The following is a 15,496-nucleotide window of genomic DNA, read 5'->3' as shown; positions in this document are numbered from 1 at the left end:
CTGCCCGCGTGGCTTTCTATAAGCGGTCCGATTGTCAGACAGGAGCCCGCCATGCGTTTTGCCCATCGTCACCTTCTTGGCATCGAGCATCTGTCGCAATCCGATATCACCGCCATTCTGGATCTGGCCGAAAAATACGTCGACCTGAACCGCCAGTCGACCAAGCATTCGGACGTTCTGTCGGGGCTGACGCAGATCAACATGTTTTTTGAGAACTCGACCCGTACCCAGGCCAGTTTCGAACTGGCGGGCAAGCGGTTGGGCGCGGACGTGATGAATATGGCGATGCAGGCCAGCTCGATTAAAAAGGGCGAGACGCTGATCGACACCGCCATGACACTGAATGCGATGCATCCCGACCTGCTGGTGGTGCGGCATCCTCATTCAGGCGCCGTGGATCTGCTGGCGCAGAAGGTAAACTGTGCTGTGCTGAACGCAGGCGACGGGCGGCACGAACACCCGACTCAGGCCTTGCTGGACGCGCTGACGATCCGCCGGGCCAAGGGCCGGTTGCACCGTCTCAACATCGCGATCTGCGGCGACGTTGCACATTCCCGCGTGGCGCGATCGAACCTGATCCTGCTGGGCAAGATGGAGAACCGCATCCGCCTGATCGGCCCGCCAACGCTGGTCCCCTCGCAATTCGCCGAGTTCGGGGCCGAGATCTATGACGACATGAACGAAGGCCTGAAAGACGTCGATGTGGTCATGATGCTGCGCCTCCAGAAAGAGCGGATGGATGGCGGCTTCATCCCCTCGGAACGCGAATACTACCACCGCTACGGGCTGGACGCGGCCAAACTGGCGCAGGCCAAGTCCGATGCCATCGTCATGCATCCCGGCCCGATGAACCGCGGGGTTGAGATCGACGGCACGCTGGCAGATGACATCAACCGCTCGGTTATTCAGGAACAGGTCGAGATGGGCGTCGCCGTCCGCATGGCCGCGATGGAGCTTCTGGCCCGCAACCTGCGTGAGGTCGCATGAGCGATCTGACCGTCGCCCCCCATGAACACGGCGTGATCCGCCTGTTCGCGCTGGACATGCGCCCGGAAGAGGCCAAGTTCCTGCGCGAACCCGGCGCGGCCGATCAGGTTCTGGGTGTCGATGGTCTGGACGCCGATCAAATCGACATTTTCCCGGTCTCCGACCTCGAAGACCTTGGGCTTTATGGCTATCTGCACGAGGGCGGCGGCGTGTCCGAGGATCAATTGGATCGCAGCATGCTTGAAGCCATCGAAGGCTGGGTCATGGTCGTGCGTAGCGCAGCCTTTGGCGGGCGCTCAGCGCAACTGAACCCTGATCCTCGCCTGCATTTGCTGGGTCTGTTCACCGAAGAGGCGACGAACTGGAGTGGAGGTATGATCCAAACCGAAAGCGCCAAGCCCTATTCGGCAACAAGTTTGCCGCCAAAAAAAGCTCGCGCTCGGGCTCAACGCCTAGGATCAGCCATCTTCGCCTTGGTCATAGCTCTAATACTCGGAGGTGCCCTGTGGCTGATCCTGTAACCTTTGCGCCCGACAAAGGCGCGTATGTCCGCACAAACGCCTGGCTGGCGGCGGGGGCGATGGCGGGTGCGATGCTGGTGTTGTGGCTGATTGGCAACCCCTATGTCTGGACCGGCGCGCCCGCCGGGCTGGCCGCTATCGGTTTTCGCGCCTGGTATCTGGCCTCGGAAGAGTTGAACAATACGTGGGAATTGTCTGACACCACCCTCACCGGTCCCGGCCCTCGGGTCGTTGCGCTGAACCAGATCGAAGCCGTCAATACAATGGGCAGCTTTGTTCAGGTTGTGACAAGAGGCGGCGACAAGCACCTCATCAAATACCAGGCGAACCCCGCCGCCACCAAAGCCGCCATCGAAAGGGCCGCGGGATGAGCGACGGGTGTTGGCGAACCCATATCCCTGAGGGCGAAGAGATCCTCTGGACCAGGCAACCGCATCAGGGGTATTTTCCGCCTCATGTGGGATGGGCCTACCGGCTTCTGATCCTGAGCCTCGGTCTGGCATGGCTGGCCAGCCCGTGGTTCGCCGACACCCTGCGCGACTATTGGAAACTGATCGGGTCCACGGGTTTCGTCATATTCCTCATTTGGTACGACCGCCCGCTGCGTAGGCGTCGTGTCTATGTGGTGACCACCCGCAATGCATGGTGGATCAGCAAGATCTTCAAGCCCAAACACGTCCCGATCGACCACGCGTTGAACTACCATCGCAGCGGTCAGAGCGTGGTGTTTTCGCGCCGCCTGTTTCTTGTCTTCGAATACCTGTCCGACCCTAATGCCGCTTTGGCGGCTTTAAACCAAGCCCGAGAGGCCTCAGCATGACTTCTGTCGTTTTCACCAATGCCCGCTTGATCAACCCGGAAACCGGCACGGACAGCCTGGGCTGGCTACACGCCGAAAAGGGACGCATTGTGGCGCTGGGGGGTGGGGACGCCCCGGCCGTCGACGGAGACGTCATCGACTGCGACGGCAAATGCCTGGCCCCCGGCATCGTCGATATCGGCGTCAAGGTTTGCGAACCGGGTGAACGGCACAAGGAAAGCTACAAATCCGCCGGTCTGGCCGCCGCTGCGGGCGGTGTGACCACCATCGTCACCCGCCCCGATACGCTGCCTGCCGTCGACACGCCAGAAACGCTGGAATTCGCCACAAGGCGGGCACAAGCGGATGCGCCTGTCAACGTCCTACCGATGGCCGCCCTCACCAAAGGGCGCGAAGGGCGGGAGATGACTGAGATCGGATTTCTACAGGACGCGGGCGCGGTCGCCTTCACCGATTGCGACCATGTCATCACAAACACCAAGGTATTCTCCCGCGCGCTGACCTATGCCAAATCCTGCGGCGCGCTGGTCATTGCGCACCCTCAGGAACCGGGGTTGAGCAAAGGGGCCGCCGCCACAAGCGGCAAGTTTGCCGCCTTGCGCGGGTTACCAGCCGTCTCACCCATGGCAGAACGGATGGGGCTGGACCGCGACATCGCCCTGCTAGAGATGACCGGAGCCGCCTATCACGCCGACCAGTTAACGACCGCCCGCGCCCTGCCCGCACTGGAACGTGCCAAGCGCAATGGGCTGGACATCACCGCCGGGACCTCAATCCACCACCTGACGCTGAATGAGCTGGACGTGGCCGACTATCGCACCTTCTTCAAGGTCAAGCCACCGTTGCGCTCCGAGGATGACCGGCAAGTGGTGATCGAAGCGGTGCGGACGGGCCTGATCGATATCATCAGTTCGATGCACACGCCGCAGGACGAAGAAAGCAAACGCCTGCCGTTTGAAGAGGCCGCCTCGGGCGCGGTTGCGTTGGAGACCTTCCTGCCTGCAGCTCTGCGCCTGTTCCATGCAGGGCAATTGGATCTGCCCACTCTGTTCCAGGCTATGGCGCTGAGTCCGGCGAAACGATTGGGGTTGGACAGCGGGCGTCTGACGCCGGGCGCGCCTGCCGATCTGGTACTGTTCGACCCGGATGTGCCCTTTGTGCTGGACCGGTTTGCCCTGAAATCGAAATCTCAGAACACACCGTTTGACGGTCAGCGCATGCAAGGTAAGGTCCTTGCAACCTATGTGGCCGGCAAAGACGTCTACCGGAGAACCTGATGCCCGAAATCGACAGCTCAATGACCGTACTCGCCCTGTGGGCGGCCTTGGGATACCTGATCGGATCGGTCCCTTTCGGCCTGATCATCGCGCGCGTCATGGGGCTGGGCAATCTGCGGCAGATCGGATCAGGCAATATCGGCGCAACAAATGTTCTGCGCACCGGTAGCAAACCGGCCGCCGCGCTGACGCTGCTGTTGGATGGCGGCAAAGGGGCGCTGGCGGTCCTTTTGGCACGCGCCTACGCGGGAGAGGACGCAGCGCAGATTGCCGCCCTGATGGCTTTTCTTGGCCACTGCTTGCCTGTTTGGCTTGCCTTCAAAGGTGGTAAGGGCGTTGCAACCTTCATCGGCCTTTGGCTTGCTTTGGACTGGCGCGTCGGCGTTGCTTGCTGTCTGACCTGGCTGGTTTCAGTCGCGATCTGGCGCATGTCCTCGGCCGGAGCGCTGGCCGCAGCGGCTTTGTCGACCACCTGGATAATTACTCTGACAGACGGCAAGACATTCATCCTCGGGATCGCCCTCACCTTCCTGATCTACTGGCGTCACAAGGACAACGTGGCCCGCATCAAATCCCGGACCGAGCCGAAAATCGGGAAATCGTGACCCCGCCAGAGGATTTTCTGACGGCATTTTTTGCCCTGCCCACCGGTACGTTCACTGGCCGAGCAGACACTAAGCGCTACGTCGTGACGCGGCAGGTTTTGGCAGCGGGCAAATCCCACAAGCTGGTCGCACATGAACTGGGTGGGACAGACTATATCAGCCTGAACCTCTATCAGACTAGAAACAGCGGCGCGCTACTGCGCCCCTGTGAAATGCCCGCCCCCAAAGTGGTGGATTTCGTTTTGGCGTTGATCCCCGATATCTGATTGATATTCCGTATTTTTGCACAGCGCCTCTGTGTCTCGGCACAATCACAATTCATTGTTTTGAACGTGATCAACCCGCCTCCCATCTGCAGTCCGTGGCGGCCAATTACCGGTCTCACAAGATAAAATCCCGGGTCCGCAAATCGCAATTCAGGCGAGGTCGCGCGGCCCTTTCACGAAAGGTGAAGCTATGAACACGTTTAAATCTCTGATCGGCGGCGTTGCCCTGTCTGTTGCTCTGGCCACTTCGACTCTGGCCGCTGGTGTTGAACTCAACGCAAGCTCGACAGGTCTGGCGATGCAAGGCTATGACCCGGTTGCCTATTTCACCGCTGGCGAAGCAACCAAGGGCGACTACCGCATCACCACCCTGCACAACGACGCTCTGTACCGCTTCTCGTCGGAAGAAAACAAAGTGGCTTTTGAAGCCAACCCCGAGGCCTACCTGCCCGCATATGGCGGCTACTGCGCCTTCGGCGCGGCCATGGGCTTCAAGTTCGATGGCGACCCGAACCACTGGAAAATCGTTGACAACAAACTGTACCTGAACCTGTCGCAAGACATCCAGGAACGTTGGGAAGGCGACATCCCGGGCTTCATCGAGCAAGCCAGCACCAACTGGGAAACCATCGCAGACAAAAGCCCGGCTGAACTGCAGCAATAATCCGCTGAAATTGACAGCACGCGTCGGCGGCAGAGTGATCTGCCGCCGCATTTTATTTGAAGCTTTGAAAACGCTAACTATCTTATTGAGACAAGCCCGGGTCTAACGGGCGGACATCGGGCCAAACGGCCTGAACGATCCAAGACCTAGTACGGAATATGCCACAAGCGATGATCCGGTCCTGAGGCAGGGCCGTATTTGAGTATGGATATGCGTAGCCAGACCCACAAATTGGCGCGCGATAATTTGGAATGAAAGGATCAAGACATGATAGGCAGATTGGCACTTGTGACGGCGGCGTCCACCCTAGCGGCAGGGGCCGCGATGGCCCAATCCTCGGGCAGCTGGACGGGGTTCTACGGCGGTCTGCAGCTGGGTTATATCGACGTGGATACCAACGTTTCTGGTATTGATGGCGATGCTGCGATTGGTGGTATCATCCTCGGATATGACTATGATCTGGGCGACTGGGTCGTAGGCGGCGGCTTTGACTACGACTGGACCAATGTCGACCTCGGCCCTGCAACGGTCGAGGATGTATGGCGCATCAAAGTGCGCGCAGGCTACCAGGTGAATCCTCAGGGTCTTCTTTACGGTGTTGGCGGCTATGCGGATGCAGGCACCGACAATCTGGGCAGCGACAACGGCTGGTTCATCGGCGCAGGCTATGAGCAGATCGTGGCCCCGAATGTCAGCATCGCTGGCGAGTTGCTCTATCACGAGTTTGACAACTTCAACTCGTCCGGTGTCGATGTTGACGCCACAACACTTCAGATCCGAGCGGCCTACCGCTTCTGATTTTTCCGGTTTTGTACTGGAACAGACCCGGCGTTCTGCGCCGGGTCTTTGCGTTTACAAGTCCAGAATTGTGCTGCCGGTGGTTTGCCGCGCCTCTAGCGCGCGGTGCGCTTCGGCAATCTGATCCATAGGGAAGCGTTGGTCGATATGGATCTTGACCTCGCCGCCCTGAACCTTGCCAAACAACCGCCGCGCCATCGCCTGACAGACCGCATGGTCCGCAATATGCGTGAACAGCGTCGGCCGGGTGATCTTGAGCGAGCCTTTTTGCCCGAGAATGCCGATATTCACCGGCGGCACCGGTCCGGATGCATTGCCGAAGGAAATCATCATGCCCAAGGGCTTCAGACAGTCCAATGAACCGTCAAACGTATCGGCCCCGACGGAATCCATCACCACATCGACACCCTTGCCGCCGGTCAGTTCGGCAACGCGTTCGGCAAAGTTCTCGGTCCGGTAGTTGATGCAATGGGCCGCTCCGTTGAATTGCGCCAGGCTGCACTTCTCATCCGTTCCCGCGGTTCCGATCAGTTTGATGCCCTCGGATTTCGCCCATTGGCAGGCGATCAGGCCGACACCGCCTGCAGCGGCGTGAAACAGAACCGTGTCGCCGCGCTTCAAGGGGGTGGTGCGATGGAACAGGTATTCGACCGTCAGACCTTTCAACATCATCCCGGCGGCTATTTCGAAGGGGATGCCATCCGGCAGTGGGCATACCTGTGCCGCGGGCATCACCCGCGCCTCGCAATAGGCGCCGGACGGAGCGCTGGCATAGGCCGTGCGTTGGCCCGGCTGCAAATGCGTCACGCCTTCACCGACAGCCTCGATCACGCCCGCAGCCTCCATGCCCAAAGCATGCGGCAATTCAAGAGGATAGAGGCCCGTTCGTTGATAGACATCTATGAAATTCAACCCGCAAGCCTCGTGGCGAATGCGAACTTCGCCGGGGCCGGGATCGCCTAAAGGCTGGTCCTTGATCTGGAGGACCTCGGGTCCGCCGAATTCCTCAATGACAACTGTACGCGCAGTTTGCTGCATTCTGACCTCCTCTTGCCTTTGCTCAAGCTAACACGCCTGCGCGGCAAGACAATCCGGGCGATGCGGCGGCGGCAATTCGGAAATTCCCAAAACTGTGCTATACTGCATGCAGGCGTTGCCGGCTGGTCCGGCCACGAGCAACCCTCAGCCGGATCCATTCCGCGGCGCACCACTCGCCAAGGAAGGGAACAAAATGGCAAAAACTATCGGTAATCCGATCAGCTGGGCGGCCCAAAGCCTTGGAGCAACTAGCGATCACGTCTCGGAAAGCGTCTCGCACCTGGGCAGCTCGGACGTGCGCCACCTGCCCATGGTGCAGCCACTCACATTCGACGACCTGAAATACTGCCTCAGGGCCGGATACGCTGACTTTCTGGAAACCCGCGCGGATGCGATCTTTATCGTGCTGATCTACCCTATTGCCGGGCTGTTGATGGTGGGCTTTGCAATGAACATGGATCTGGTGCCGTTGCTGGCCCCCCTGATCGCAGGCTTTGCCCTGATCGGCCCTATCGCAGCCGTTGGTCTTTATGAAATCAGCCGCAAGCGCGAACAAGGCGGAGAGGTCCATTGGCTGGACGCGTTCGGCGTATTCCGCTCGCCCTCCTTCGGGGCCATTCTGGCGCTTGGGTTCTATTTGGTCCTGCTGCTGCTTGTCTGGCTGATGGTCGCCCAGAGCGTCTATGCGCAGACGCTCGGCCCTGAACCGCCTGCCTCGCTGGGCGCGTTTGCGACCGAGGTTCTGACCACCGGCGCGGGGTGGACAATGGTCATCTTCGGCACCGCTGCGGGGTTCTTTTTCGCGCTGATTGCGCTGGCGGTCAGCGTTGTCAGCTTCCCGCTTCTTTTGGACCGTAAAGTAGGGCTGCCCGTGGCCGTTGTGACATCCGTTCGCGTGCTGCGCCACAATCCCGGCGTCATCATGGGCTGGGGCTTCATCGTCGCGACCCTGCTGGTGCTGGGCGCGATCCCGATGCTGCTGGGACTGATCGTCGTGATGCCCATTCTGGGCCACGCAACATGGCACCTCTATCGGCGCGCTGTTGCGTGACCCAAAAGGTCTCTAGCCCGCGACGTTCAGAACGATCTTGCCAATATGCTGCGAGCTTTCCATGAGCGTGTGCGCCGCAGCGGCCTCGGCCAGAGGGAATTCGCTGTGCATCACCGGCGCGACCTTGCCTGCAGAGAGCAGCGGCCAGACGGCCTCGTGCAGGTCCTGAGCGATCTTCGCCTTGGCCAGATCGCTTTGCGGCCGCAAGGTGCTGCCGGTCAGCGTTAGGCGTTTCACCATCATCAGGGCAAAGTTCAGCTCGGTCACGGGTCCTTGCAAAAAGGCGATCTGAACCAGACGTCCATCCTCGGCCAGCGCTTTCACGTTGCGCGGGATATAGTCGCCGCCAACCATATCGAGGATCAGGTTCGCGCCCCCTTCGGCCCGCATAACCCCGACAAAATCCTCATCCCGGTAGTTGATCGCTTTTTCGGCGCCCAAGCTGCGGCAGGCCTCGCACTTCTCAGCCGAGCCCGCAGTCGCAAAGACACGCGCGCCAAACGCGTTCGCCAATTGGATCGCTGTCGTCCCGATACCGCTGGAGCCGCCATGGACGAGGAACCGCTCACCCGCTTTTAGGCCGCCGCGTGTGAAGACATTCGACCAAACGGTGAAAAAGGTCTCTGGCAGGCAGGCGGCTTGCTTTAGGTCCATGCCATCGGGGACAGGCAGGCAATGCGCGGCGGGCGTGGCGACATACTCGGCATATCCGCCGCCCGGAAGCAGCGCGCAGACTTTGTCACCGATCGAGAGCCCCTCAACACCCGCGCCAAGCGCAACCACTTCGCCCGAGGCCTCAAGCCCCGGCAGATCGCTTGCACCGGGAGGTGGATCATAGGCCCCGGCGCGCTGCAACGCGTCCGGTCGGTTCACGCCAGCATAGGCCACTTTCAGAACAACCTGCCCGGCCGCCGGCTCGGGAATCGGTCGTTCGGTCAGTTGCAGGACGTCAGGGCCGCCGGGTTCGGTGATTTCCACGGCACGCATTGTCTGGGTCTCGGGCGAAGTCATAGGCAAATCTCCTTTGCCCAATGCCTAGCAGGCCAAAAAGCAAAGGCCCAGATGCTTACTTGCGCGGGTTCAGCATCCCCGGCAGATCAGCCCGCATCTTCATCGGAGGTTTCACCTGAGCTGCAAACCAATTGGGAACGGCCAGCAAGGGCTTGAGCAGCGGGTTACCGTTCACCTGCGCCTTGAACTTTTCGAACTGCATCACGTTTTCGATGCGACGATCCAGAAACGCCCAACTGTTCTGGTGATCAGGCGAATCATCCCCCAGCCAGAACAGCAGCGTCGACGAATAGACCCCCGACAGGGTTGCGCGCTTGGTGTACCAGTTTACATCATCCGACGTATCACCCAGCGCGTCCCAGATCAGATCGCAAGTACCCCAAACGGCCTTGGCCCCGTCTGCCGCGTGGTTAGGCAGCGAAAACAGGGTCATGCCCCGGCGCACCAGCTCCTTGTCCTCGACCGCCTCAAGCCGGAACCGAACGGCGGCGGCGACCTTTTCGCGAAACTTCAGCTCGCTCATGTCAGTGGACTTGATCCTGTCCAACATGACCTGATCGCCCCGCGCGTGATAGGTCAGCGCCAGATCGACCGCGCCGCGCGGGCAGATCGCACGGGCCAGACCGTCATCCAGATCGCAATCGACAACGGCCGCGCGAAAACTGGCCTCGGACCAGCCATCGAACGGAACATGCATCAGAATCGCATCCAGCAGCTGTTGTTTGGTGTCTTCGTAAGTGACGGTCATGGCGGTTCTCCGGTGCTTAGGCACAGTACTAGACAAGATAGAGCGGCTTTGCTATACGGCCAACTCCTGCAATTTCCTTGCAACTCTATCTAGAAAGGTGGTGACAACCACATGCAGGTTAGTGTTCGCGACAACAACGTCGATCAGGCGCTTCGTGCCCTGAAGAAAAAGCTGCAGCGCGAAGGCGTGTTCCGTGAAATGAAGCTGAAGCAACATTTCGAGAAGCCGTCCGAGAAAAAAGCGCGCGAGAAGGCTGAAGCGATCCGTCGTGCCCGTAAACTGGCACGTAAGAAAGCACAGCGCGAAGGTTTGCTCTAAGCACCTGACGCTCGTCCAGCTTTGGATGACACTATTTGACGACCCCCGAGGCATCGCCCGGGGGTTTGTCGTTTCTAAGTGCGTTTTTGCCCGCGCCCCTACACAACCAGTGCGATAGCTCGCCGAGCCTTAGTCTCGCCTCTTTCTCGGCGTTTTCCAGCGCAGCGAATCTGCGCCCGACTGCACCGACCCGCCGAAAAGCGCCGATTTTCATCGCCTCTCTGTTCATGTCTTTGGTGCCCCCGATAACTGGGCTCGTCCACTCAGACAAAACATAAAACGGAGGCAAAAATGTCTACAGCAAGTGAAGTAGAACGAGAGATGCTGGCGCTCATCAACCAAGAGCGCACATCCCGCGGTCTGGACCCCCTGCAACTTGAAAGACAGCTTAACGAGTCATCAGAAGACCACAGCGCATGGATGCTGAATACAGACCGGTTCAGCCACACCGGATCGGGCGGATCCAGCGCAACCCAGCGCATGCAGTCGGCCGGTTTCGATCTGGAAGGCAGCTGGCGCACGGGCGAGAATATCGCCTGGCAATCCGAGCGCGGCGCCCCAGGCATCAGCGATGATGTCGCGCAACTGCATCAGAACCTGATGAACAGCCCCGGCCACAGGGCCAACATTCTGAACCCCGATTTCAAATATATCGGGATCGGCGTTGAGACGGGCGACATGCAGGGCTTTGACGCAGTTATGGTGACGCAGAACTTTGCCACCACTGACGCAGAGGTCATGTTGGACATTGACGACACCGCCATGACGCCGCCCCCGGTTGAAGATCCAGTGCCCGAGGAACCGGAAACAGATGTGACCGAAACCGAAGATCCAACTCCGGAACAACCGGCAACCGATGTCACCGAGACCGAAGACCCAGAGCCCGAGCAGCCTGAAACTGACGTCACCGAGACCGAAGACCCGGAACCGGAACAGCCCGAAACCGATGTCACCGAGACCGAGGACCCGGAACCCGAACAGCCCGAAACTGACGTCACAGAGACCGAAGATCCGGAACCTGAGCAGCCCGAGACCGATGTCACCGAGACCGAGGACCCTGATAGCGGTTGTTTCGACGTCGCAGCTTTCCTCGCCGAAATTGAGGCGTTCATTCAACAGCTGCAGACGCAGTTGGATCAATTCGCCTGGAAAGACGACGCCATGACTCCGGAAAAACCTGAGGATGACTTGGATCTGGTGATGGTCGACGATATGGACCCATCCTCGGATGACACTTCGTGCCCGGAGATGGCGTCTGACGACTCCGGAGACGTCTTCTTCGTCAACTTCTTCAATTTCGATTGCATGATGGACGTCGCCTGACGGCCCATCCTGATGCGAGGCAGTCCGCTGCCTCGCATCCTCCAAGCACGATCAGTAGATCTTGGGTACGTGCAGCTCGTCCGGCAGAACGCGGCGTTCGTAGTCCGGATTGTAGCGGCGATCGGGCAGATTGACCCTCTCATGCGGAACATCCGTATAGGGGATCATGGTCAGAAGATGCTCGATACAGTTCAGACGCTCGCGTTTCTTGTCATTACCTTCCACAATGTACCACGGCGCCTCGGGGATATTGGTGCGGAAGAACATATCTTCTTTCGCCTTGGTGTAGGATTCCCACCGGATGCGGGATTCCAGGTCCATCGGCGATAGCTTCCACTGTTTCATCGGATCGTGGATACGCATGAGGAATCGTAGCTGCTGTTCTTCATCCGTGATCGAGAACCAGTATTTCAGCAAGATGATCCCTGAGCGCACCAACATACGCTCAAATTCCGGAACGTCCTGAAAGAACTGTTCGACCTGATCCTCGGTCGCAAAGCCCATCACCCGTTCCACGCCTGCACGGTTGTACCAAGACCGATCGAACAAAACGATCTCACCGGCCGCAGGCAGGTGCGGCACGTAACGCTGGAAATACCACTGGCTTTGTTCCCGGCGGCTGGGGGCTGGTAGGGCGACCACACGCGCCACGCGCGGATTGAGGCGCTGGGTGATCCGCTTGATCACACCACCCTTGCCCGCACTGTCACGGCCTTCGAACAGGATACAGACCTTGGCACCGGTGTGCTGAACCCAGTCCTGCACCTTGATCAACTCAGCCTGAAGGCGCAGCAGGTTTCGGAAATAGACCTTCCGGTCCAGCATGTCCGGATGCTGTTCCCGATAGATCTTGCGAACTTCCATCGACAGCATCGGCTCGCTGAATTCTATCTCGAAGTCTTCATCCAGCGTATCTTCCAGCTCAGCCTCCAACCAGTCTTTGGGGGCGCCATCGTTTTCGTAGGCCAAGGTCAACTCCTTATTATTCTTCGGGTTCCCACCCTGGCAGGTTTGTGTAACCGCCTGATGTCATCAGATGAATTGATGACATCGCGCTGCCGGGATCACAGGGAGGCGCAGCGCAAGGGTCTCGTCGTTTCAATTTTGGACGCGCCGCCCCGGGGATACAAGCCGTAGAATTGACGCAAGGCAGTCCTTTGCCTTTCTTCGCGCAGAAAATAGGCGCCGTTCACACCGGTAGGGCGGTTGTCTTGAACACCGTGCGCAAAGCGAACGAACTTTGCATCTGCGCCACTTTGGGCAGCCGCGACAGGTATTGACGGTGAATCCGGGCGAAATCCTCGGTATCCTCGGCCACCACTTTCAGGATGTAGTCAGCGGTTCCAGCCATCAGGTGGCATTCTAGAACGTCCGGGATGCGCGAAACCGCCTTTTCGAACGCGTCCAGAACTTCTTCGGCCTGGCCCTGCAATGTGATCTCGACAAAGACGGTCGTCGGCACATTCATCTTGCGCGCATCCAGCAAAGCCACGTAGTTGCGGATATAGCCGTCAGCCTCAAGCCGTTGCACCCGGCGATGGCACGCCGAGGGGGACAGGTTCGCCTGCTCCGAAAGCTCGGCATTTGACATTCGACCATTGCGCTGCAGTGCAGAAAGTATCTTCCGATCAGTCGTGTCTAGGCTCATTGCTGCAAATCCTTTGCGAGATTTTAGCAGTTTACGCGAAAATCTTCCGACAAAAAACACAAAGCCCCGTCTTGTTTCACAAAAATTGCGCCTTGAATTGCACATAATTTAGGCAGTTTATGAACGGAGACGGTGCAGATGAAAATCGGTTGCCCCAAGGAAATCAAACCCCAGGAATTTCGCGTCGGCATGACGCCCAACGCCGCTCAGGAAGCGGTTGCGCGCGGACACGACGTGCTGATCGAATCCGGTGCTGGTATTGGCGCAGGATTTGACGATGCCGCCTATGTTGCTGCTGGCGCGGGCATCGTAGACACGGCAGAAGAGGTCTTTGCCACGGCCGACATGATCGTGAAGGTCAAGGAACCTCAAGCCGGTGAGCGCAAGATGCTGCGCGAAGGCCAGTTGCTGTTCACCTACCTGCACCTCGCGCCGGACCCGGATCAGACCCACGACCTGCTGGCCTCGGGCTGCACCGCAATCGCCTATGAGACTGTCACGGACGCAGGCGGCGGTCTTCCTCTGCTTGCGCCCATGTCCGAGGTTGCGGGCCGTCTGGCGCCTCAGGTCGGGTCGTGGACCCTGCAGAAGGCCAATGGTGGCCGAGGCGTGCTGATGGGTGGCGTTCCCGGCGTTGGTCCGGCCAAGGTCGTCGTGATTGGTGGAGGTGTCGTCGGCACTCACGCGGCTAAGATCGCTGCAGGCATGGGTGCAGATGTGACGGTTCTTGACCGCTCACTGCCTCGGCTGCGCTATCTGGATGACGTGTTCGGCGGGCAGTTCAAGAACCAATACTCGACGGCTGGCGCGACGGCTGAACTGATCCAGGACGCCGATATGGTTATCGGAGCCGTTCTGATCCCGGGCGCTGCCGCTCCGAAACTGATCAGCCGCGAGCAGCTGTCGACAATGAAGCCCGGTGCGGTGCTGGTGGACGTGGCTATTGACCAGGGTGGCTGCTTCGAAACCTCGCGTGCAACGACCCATGCCGACCCGATCTACGAGGTCGATGGTGTGATGCACTATTGCGTGGCCAACATGCCGGGCGCGGTGGCCCGGACCTCGACCATCGCTTTGGGCAACGCGACGATGCCGTTCATGCTGGCACTGGCGGACAAAGGCTGGAAACAGGCCTGTCAGGACGACCCGCACCTGCTGGCGGGTCTGAACGTTCACGCCGGGCAACTGACCTATTATGCGGTTGGTAAAGCCCTCGGCATTGATGTCGTTTCCCCCAATGTGGTGATCAAGTCGTAAACACTCCCACACCTGAAATCGCCTTTTTGCCAAAAGGCGATTTACAGCGTTGGGCATGGCGCCGCGCCTATCGGCGCGGCGTGGTTGGTCTTGAATGATACCCTATCCGCAAAACGAAAGCGCCGCACGAAAGTGCGGCGCTTGGCCCAACGGGAGGAGGGCATTTCCAATGCCCGCGCGACGGGCGGGAGCGTTCAGCCCTCTTTGTGGATCTCAACCGAATGTGGGTAGGGGATCGAGACGCCCTTCGCATCGAAGGCTTCTTTCACAGCTTTGGTCAGCTCGAATTTCACATCCCAATAGTCCGCCGCTGCGCACCACAGACGTGCTGTCAGATCGACCGAGCTATCGCCCAGATTGGTCACACGCACCCAGGGCTCCGGATCTTTGTGAATACGCGCATCCGCGTTCGCAACGTCCAGAATGATCTTCATCGCCTCATCCGCACTGTCGCCATAGTCGATCCCGAACACCAAATCCACACGGCGCGTGTCATGTGCCGAGTAGTTGGTGATGATCGACCCCCAGGATTGCCCGTTTGGCACGATGATCTGCACATTGTCCGGCGTCACCAATTCGGTCGTGAACAGGTTGAGGTCTTTCACCGTCCCGGCTGTCCCGCCGATGTCGACAAACTGGCCCAGTTTATACGGACGGAACACGACCAGCATCACACCAGCTGCCAGGTCGCTGAGTGTCCCTTGTAGCGCCAGACCAATCGCCAGAGACGCGGCACCCAGAATAGCCACGATGCTTGTCGCCTGGATCCCGAAAATCCCGAGAATAGCAACCAGAACCATCGCCAGGATCGCCCATTTGACAAGGCTGGCCATGAAGTTCCCTAGTGTCGGGTCGATCTGCGGTGTCGCGTTGATGCGCCGCCGCACCATGCCAGCGATTGCTCCAGCAACGATCCAGCCCAAAATCAGTACGATCAGCGCCTTGACCGCGCTCATGATCAGAGGCGCAAAAGCACCCACCTGTGTTGCAACTTCATCCACGCGCATTTCCTTTCTCAAACATCAATCCCGCGGCTTTCGCGCGGGACTCGCTGAATTGTGAGTGAAAAACGCAATTCGGTCTAGGTGCGAGTTGCGGCGGTTTTCCCCATTGTTCGCCAGCAAACAACCGATGACCTACACCGCACAGCTTGGGGGGCTGACA

19 protein-coding genes are annotated in these 15,496 nt (G+C 59.3%); 13 read left to right on the top strand and 6 right to left on the bottom strand.

Annotated elements, in window-relative coordinates; all coding sequences use genetic code 11:
* The first annotated feature begins 51 nt into the window (after window positions 1-51).
* The 9 genes from ACR0JF_RS11300 to ACR0JF_RS11260 all read left to right on the top strand — a co-directional run bounded on the left by ACR0JF_RS11300 (window position 52) and on the right by ACR0JF_RS11260 (window position 5,938).
* Window positions 52-987, top strand: coding sequence for an aspartate carbamoyltransferase catalytic subunit (locus ACR0JF_RS11300; protein ID WP_170661241.1), 936 nt, complete (start codon window positions 52-54; stop codon window positions 985-987).
* Window positions 984-1,508: a hypothetical protein gene (locus ACR0JF_RS11295; RefSeq protein WP_170661242.1), complete on the top strand. Its 525-nt coding sequence runs from the start codon at window positions 984-986 to the stop codon at window positions 1,506-1,508. The genes ACR0JF_RS11300 and ACR0JF_RS11295 overlap by 4 nt, the downstream gene beginning before the upstream one ends.
* The gene (locus ACR0JF_RS11290) at window positions 1,493-1,879 is read left to right on the top strand and encodes a hypothetical protein (RefSeq protein WP_170661243.1); all 387 of its coding nucleotides are present in this window, start codon (window positions 1,493-1,495) and stop codon (window positions 1,877-1,879) included. The genes ACR0JF_RS11295 and ACR0JF_RS11290 overlap by 16 nt, the downstream gene beginning before the upstream one ends.
* A complete protein-coding gene (locus tag ACR0JF_RS11285; RefSeq protein WP_170661244.1) occupies window positions 1,876-2,328 on the top strand; it encodes a hypothetical protein in 453 nt (150 codons plus the stop codon). Before ACR0JF_RS11290 ends, ACR0JF_RS11285 begins: the two co-directional genes overlap by 4 nt.
* Window positions 2,325-3,605 carry a dihydroorotase gene (gene pyrC / locus ACR0JF_RS11280; protein ID WP_170661245.1) on the top strand — a complete coding sequence of 427 codons (1,281 nt, stop codon included), beginning with the start codon at window positions 2,325-2,327 and terminating at the stop codon, window positions 3,603-3,605. The genes ACR0JF_RS11285 and pyrC overlap by 4 nt, the downstream gene beginning before the upstream one ends.
* On the top strand, window positions 3,605-4,210 hold the full coding sequence (gene plsY / locus ACR0JF_RS11275) for a glycerol-3-phosphate 1-O-acyltransferase PlsY (RefSeq protein ID WP_170661246.1): 606 nt from the start codon (window positions 3,605-3,607) through the stop codon (window positions 4,208-4,210). Before pyrC ends, plsY begins: the two co-directional genes overlap by 1 nt.
* Complete coding sequence (locus ACR0JF_RS11270; RefSeq protein WP_170661247.1) at window positions 4,207-4,476, top strand: hypothetical protein; 270 nt, start codon at window positions 4,207-4,209, stop codon at window positions 4,474-4,476. Before plsY ends, ACR0JF_RS11270 begins: the two co-directional genes overlap by 4 nt.
* Before the next feature lie 190 nt (window positions 4,477-4,666).
* Entirely contained in the window at window positions 4,667-5,140 is a 474-nt protein-coding gene (locus ACR0JF_RS11265) for a YHS domain-containing (seleno)protein (RefSeq protein WP_170553758.1), read from the top strand.
* Between the two features lie 267 nt (window positions 5,141-5,407).
* Window positions 5,408-5,938, top strand: a complete 531-nt coding sequence (locus ACR0JF_RS11260; RefSeq protein ID WP_170661248.1) for a porin family protein — start codon at window positions 5,408-5,410, stop codon at window positions 5,936-5,938.
* A gap of 54 nt (window positions 5,939-5,992) precedes the next feature.
* On the opposite strand, the gene ACR0JF_RS11255 is transcribed toward ACR0JF_RS11260, so the two are convergent.
* Window positions 5,993-6,976, bottom strand: coding sequence for a quinone oxidoreductase family protein (locus ACR0JF_RS11255; RefSeq protein WP_170661249.1), 984 nt, complete (start codon window positions 6,974-6,976; stop codon window positions 5,993-5,995).
* 193 nt (window positions 6,977-7,169) lie between these two features.
* Between ACR0JF_RS11255 and ACR0JF_RS11250 the strand changes: the two genes are divergently transcribed.
* Window positions 7,170-8,027: a DUF2189 domain-containing protein gene (locus ACR0JF_RS11250; protein ID WP_170661250.1), complete on the top strand. Its 858-nt coding sequence runs from the start codon at window positions 7,170-7,172 to the stop codon at window positions 8,025-8,027.
* Between the two features lie 12 nt (window positions 8,028-8,039).
* Here ACR0JF_RS11250 and ACR0JF_RS11245 read toward each other — a convergent pair whose 3' ends face one another.
* Both ACR0JF_RS11245 and ACR0JF_RS11240 read right to left on the bottom strand, forming a co-directional pair.
* Window positions 8,040-9,038 carry an NAD(P)H-quinone oxidoreductase gene (locus ACR0JF_RS11245; protein WP_170661251.1) on the bottom strand — a complete coding sequence of 333 codons (999 nt, stop codon included), beginning with the start codon at window positions 9,036-9,038 and terminating at the stop codon, window positions 8,040-8,042.
* Between the two features lie 55 nt (window positions 9,039-9,093).
* Window positions 9,094-9,786, bottom strand: coding sequence for a COQ9 family protein (locus tag ACR0JF_RS11240; RefSeq protein WP_170661252.1), 693 nt, complete (start codon window positions 9,784-9,786; stop codon window positions 9,094-9,096).
* 111 nt (window positions 9,787-9,897) lie between these two features.
* Here ACR0JF_RS11240 and rpsU point away from each other — a divergent pair, with 111 nt between their 5' ends.
* On the top strand, window positions 9,898-10,104 hold the full coding sequence (gene rpsU, locus ACR0JF_RS11235; protein WP_005614280.1) for a 30S ribosomal protein S21: 207 nt from the start codon (window positions 9,898-9,900) through the stop codon (window positions 10,102-10,104).
* 291 nt (window positions 10,105-10,395) lie between these two features.
* A complete protein-coding gene (locus ACR0JF_RS11230) occupies window positions 10,396-11,427 on the top strand; it encodes a CAP domain-containing protein (protein WP_170661253.1) in 1,032 nt (343 codons plus the stop codon).
* 51 nt (window positions 11,428-11,478) lie between these two features.
* Here the strand turns inward: ACR0JF_RS11230 and ppk2 are convergent, their stop codons facing one another.
* Entirely contained in the window at window positions 11,479-12,396 is a 918-nt protein-coding gene (gene ppk2 / locus ACR0JF_RS11225) for a polyphosphate kinase 2 (protein WP_170379135.1), read from the bottom strand.
* A gap of 220 nt (window positions 12,397-12,616) precedes the next feature.
* Complete coding sequence (locus ACR0JF_RS11220) at window positions 12,617-13,075, bottom strand: Lrp/AsnC family transcriptional regulator (RefSeq protein WP_170462590.1); 459 nt, start codon at window positions 13,073-13,075, stop codon at window positions 12,617-12,619.
* A 138-nt stretch (window positions 13,076-13,213) separates the two neighbouring features.
* On the opposite strand from ACR0JF_RS11220, the gene ald reads away from it, so the two are divergent.
* Complete coding sequence (gene ald / locus ACR0JF_RS11215) at window positions 13,214-14,332, top strand: alanine dehydrogenase (RefSeq protein ID WP_170661254.1); 1,119 nt, start codon at window positions 13,214-13,216, stop codon at window positions 14,330-14,332.
* A 194-nt stretch (window positions 14,333-14,526) separates the two neighbouring features.
* On the opposite strand, the gene ACR0JF_RS11210 is transcribed toward ald, so the two are convergent.
* Complete coding sequence (locus tag ACR0JF_RS11210) at window positions 14,527-15,339, bottom strand: mechanosensitive ion channel family protein (protein ID WP_480669289.1); 813 nt, start codon at window positions 15,337-15,339, stop codon at window positions 14,527-14,529.
* Window positions 15,340-15,496: the final 157 nt, after the last annotated feature.

This window comes from Ruegeria sp. BG11 (genome assembly GCF_056538565.1).
This window is presented reverse-complemented; position numbering and strand designations above follow the sequence as displayed.

Bases quoted from the DNA above. Each gene is read 5' to 3' on its own strand.
- ald (WP_170661254.1), top strand. From the start codon at position 13,214: ATGAAAATCGGTTGCCCCAAGGAAATCAAACCCCAGGAATTTCGCGTC.
- ACR0JF_RS11210 (WP_480669289.1), bottom strand. From the start codon at position 15,339: ATGCGCGTGGATGAAGTTGCAACACAGGTGGGTGCTTTTGCGCCTCTG.
- ACR0JF_RS11300 (WP_170661241.1), top strand. From the start codon at position 52: ATGCGTTTTGCCCATCGTCACCTTCTTGGCATCGAGCATCTGTCGCAA.
- ACR0JF_RS11220 (WP_170462590.1), bottom strand. From the start codon at position 13,075: ATGAGCCTAGACACGACTGATCGGAAGATACTTTCTGCACTGCAGCGC.
- ACR0JF_RS11240 (WP_170661252.1), bottom strand. From the start codon at position 9,786: ATGACCGTCACTTACGAAGACACCAAACAACAGCTGCTGGATGCGATT.
- ACR0JF_RS11265 (WP_170553758.1), top strand. From the start codon at position 4,667: ATGAACACGTTTAAATCTCTGATCGGCGGCGTTGCCCTGTCTGTTGCT.
- pyrC (WP_170661245.1), top strand. From the start codon at position 2,325: ATGACTTCTGTCGTTTTCACCAATGCCCGCTTGATCAACCCGGAAACC.
- plsY (WP_170661246.1), top strand. From the start codon at position 3,605: ATGCCCGAAATCGACAGCTCAATGACCGTACTCGCCCTGTGGGCGGCC.
- ACR0JF_RS11250 (WP_170661250.1), top strand. From the start codon at position 7,170: ATGGCAAAAACTATCGGTAATCCGATCAGCTGGGCGGCCCAAAGCCTT.
- ACR0JF_RS11230 (WP_170661253.1), top strand. From the start codon at position 10,396: ATGTCTACAGCAAGTGAAGTAGAACGAGAGATGCTGGCGCTCATCAAC.
- ACR0JF_RS11295 (WP_170661242.1), top strand. From the start codon at position 984: ATGAGCGATCTGACCGTCGCCCCCCATGAACACGGCGTGATCCGCCTG.
- ACR0JF_RS11245 (WP_170661251.1), bottom strand. From the start codon at position 9,038: ATGACTTCGCCCGAGACCCAGACAATGCGTGCCGTGGAAATCACCGAA.
- rpsU (WP_005614280.1), top strand. From the start codon at position 9,898: ATGCAGGTTAGTGTTCGCGACAACAACGTCGATCAGGCGCTTCGTGCC.
- ACR0JF_RS11255 (WP_170661249.1), bottom strand. From the start codon at position 6,976: ATGCAGCAAACTGCGCGTACAGTTGTCATTGAGGAATTCGGCGGACCC.
- ACR0JF_RS11285 (WP_170661244.1), top strand. From the start codon at position 1,876: ATGAGCGACGGGTGTTGGCGAACCCATATCCCTGAGGGCGAAGAGATC.
- ACR0JF_RS11260 (WP_170661248.1), top strand. From the start codon at position 5,408: ATGATAGGCAGATTGGCACTTGTGACGGCGGCGTCCACCCTAGCGGCA.